This is a genomic window from Campylobacter sp. W0014, assembly GCF_020135975.1.
Classification (GTDB): domain Bacteria; phylum Campylobacterota; class Campylobacteria; order Campylobacterales; family Campylobacteraceae; genus Campylobacter_D.
The window spans coordinates 1-3,036 of the sequence record NZ_JACHTR010000051.1 but is presented as its reverse complement, the minus strand read 5'-3'; the positions used below and the strand labels follow the sequence as shown (position 1 = coordinate 3,036).

Here is a 3,036-nt window from a genome sequence, read left to right as displayed (position 1 = left end):
AGGATTTAAGCGAGATTTGCAAAATTCTTCGATCACTTTTAGAGGCTAAAGATTTGGATAAAGCTTTGGAAAATTTTAACAAAAAAAGCGATAAAAGGCTTTTAAAGGCTATAAACTTAGATGAAACTTTGGAAAAATTTGACAAAAAAAGCGATAAAAGGCTTTTAGAGGCTATAAAAAATGCTAGAGTGCTTGAAGCGGTGCGTTTGATAAATGAAAATCCAAATATTGCAATCGCTGAAGATGCTTTAGAAGCTTGTGAAGAGCTTCTAAATTCTTTTTATAAAAAGATTTCTAGTAAAAAAGATGGTAATGATGATAGTCCTTATGAAAATATATTAAGACATACTGGTTCGGCATTTGGTAGTTTAAAGCCAGCTGCAAAAAAAGCTGCAAATGCTAGCAGTATTGCAAAACTAAAAGTATTACTAAGAACTATATTAAAAGGCGAAAATGCAGGGGAGGTACTTAAAAAATCCGGTTTTTCTAAAGTGCTTTTTGGGAAAAAACCAGCTACGCAAAATCAACTTTATTGCCCGATGAATAATGTAGAACTTATATTTTTGGTACGATATGCACAAGATAGAAAAAAATATCTTATCGCTAAGGTAGTACTAGATTGTATTAATTTGATATATCTTGACTCGCTTTATGGTGCTTTTGAGTGTATGGAAAGATTTGATGGAATAGAATCTTGGGATGTTTCGCATATCAAAGACTTCTCTCGTTGTTTTTTTTGTTGTTCTGATATGAATGTTGATTTAAGTAAGTGGAATGTAAGCAAAGGTCAAAATTTTTATTTAATGTTTGGTCACTGTGAAAATTTTAACTGCGATATAAGCTCATGGAATATGAGCAAAGCTAAAAATATTGATAGTATGTTTTATCTCTGTAAGGAATTTAATCAAAATATTGATGCTTGGAAAGTTTCAGTTGAAGCGGTGATAAAGAGTAAGAATATTTTCAAAGATTCCCCTTTAGAATCCAATCCACCTCTCTGGTTTAAAAACGCTATTGATAAAATAAATACACCTACAGGTTTAGAAGGAATTTTAAATCTTCTAAATTTAAATATTGAAGAAAGGCGCCACAAAGAAGAGTATTCACTTTTTATGATTGAACGATTAAATAAAGTTCTAGAAGTGTTTAATGCTACCAATGCAGAGAAAAAATTAAATGATACTGATCTTGCTAAAATTTACAAAGCGGCTATCAACAGTGAATATGAAACGGATAATATAACTTTTATACCTTTTGAGCTTATAGAATCGACTGCAAAGCTTGCTAAAAATCCGCAAAAAGTTCTTATAGGTTCTAAGAAAGAGGATTATTTAAAACTTGCATTAGAAAATGGGCGTCCAGATATTTTTAAGCTTCTTATTGAGTACGGATTTGATGCAACAAAGTTGTTAAAATCTTGCTCTCTTTTGATTGATTGTTGGAGTAAATCTATCAGACATGATTATGCTTTCACAGCCTGCATGCAAGATAAGAAAGCTTTGCAAAAGCGTGATAATGAACGCAAAGAGTTGTTAAGACTTTTTATACAACAAGGCTATACTTTTGGAGATCTCTATGATGCTGCAGCTCGCTATTCTTCAAGTGTATCAGGTTTTATAATGCATGTTATTGCGAACAAGTATTTTAGTGATGATGAATTACAAATTGTTTTAACAGGACGTTATAGTGATAATGAAGCTATGCCTTTTGTGTTTGCTCTTGCCTTGCAAGTAGAGGATAGTAAAAATCGAAATCTTGCTTGGAAAAGTTTATGTTATGCAATCTTCTTGGATATGCATAAAGGCGTAAAATCTCCAAAGTATAAAGATAAAGATCACCAAGGACTTGAAAATCTTAGTTTTCAGGAATATATAAAAGAGATTATTAAACGATTAGCTGACGATAATAACGTGAAGATACATTTTGAAAATTTAATAGAATTTATGGATTTAATAGAAAAGATAAAAGATGGACAAAAAATTGTAGTCAAAAATTTAATTCTTTTAAATATGTTTGTATGTATAGAAGAGGTAAATTTAAGCTTGCTTGATGTAAGTCAGTTAAAAAATTTATCTTATTTATTTGACGATTCCACTCGTGGAGATTTTAGCGGGATAGAATCTTGGGATGTAAGCAATGTAAAAAATTTTGAATTTTGTTTTAGTAAAGCGGAACGCTTTAATGCTGATATTAGCAAATGGAATGTAGGCAAAGGGTGTTATTTTACTTCTATGTTTAAAAAAGCCAGATGTTTTAATGCCGATATTAGTAAATGGAATATGAGCAATGCTAAGAGCGTCTCTTATATGTTTACATGTGCAAGTAGTTTTGATCGCTGTTTAGAATCTTGGGATATAAGTGCTTCGGTATCTATGGATCATATGTTTTGGGGAACAAAAATTGACAGCAATAGGCCCAAATGGTATAAACATTAAAAACTAAAACAGATAAAAAACAATGACAAGAGAACAAGCAGAATTAATTATAGAAGAAGAAAAGTTGATTGATACAGATTGGTATCCTTCTTATAAACATGCAGGAGAATACCATCTTACTATGTGGTTTGATTCTGATAATAATAAATATGAAACTTTCTATGTTGAAGACCAAGGAAGTATTAGACTTAGTTATTCTTTTGATAATGAAAAAGAAGCAATTGATAAAATGTTACAAATGAGTTATTATCGTAAATGTTATAATGAAAAAGATATGCAAGAATATCTAACAAAAGAAGTAGCGCTAAGAATTATTAAAGAAGAAAAACTAGAAGTGATTTGGTATGATGAAGCACTTAAACCTTTATGTGCAGGTATTAAACATGATAAACAAAGAGATAAATATATATCTTTTATCACTAATGCTAAAGCAGAAATTATAGAATATAGAAGTATTGAATTTGATGGGGATGAAGAATTTAAAGGAGAAATATATAATGATGAAGATATAGCCCTTTATGCTCTTATCAATCGTGCCAGAATGATTAAACAAAATAGAATCAGTTTTGTGTAAATAAATGAAATATTTTTCTTATGATTT

Annotated in this window: 2 protein-coding genes; both read left to right on the top strand. The window is 30.1% G+C overall.

Annotated features, from left to right (window positions below; all coding sequences use genetic code 11):
* A partial coding sequence (locus H2277_RS08750) for a BspA family leucine-rich repeat surface protein (RefSeq protein ID WP_337201932.1) occupies positions 1-2,435 on the top strand: 2,435 nt, incomplete at its 5' end.
* 22 nt (positions 2,436-2,457) lie between these two features.
* Positions 2,458-3,009 carry a hypothetical protein gene (locus H2277_RS08745; protein ID WP_337201931.1) on the top strand — a complete coding sequence of 184 codons (552 nt, stop codon included), beginning with the start codon at positions 2,458-2,460 and terminating at the stop codon, positions 3,007-3,009.
* The last annotated feature ends 27 nt before the right edge of the window (positions 3,010-3,036 follow it).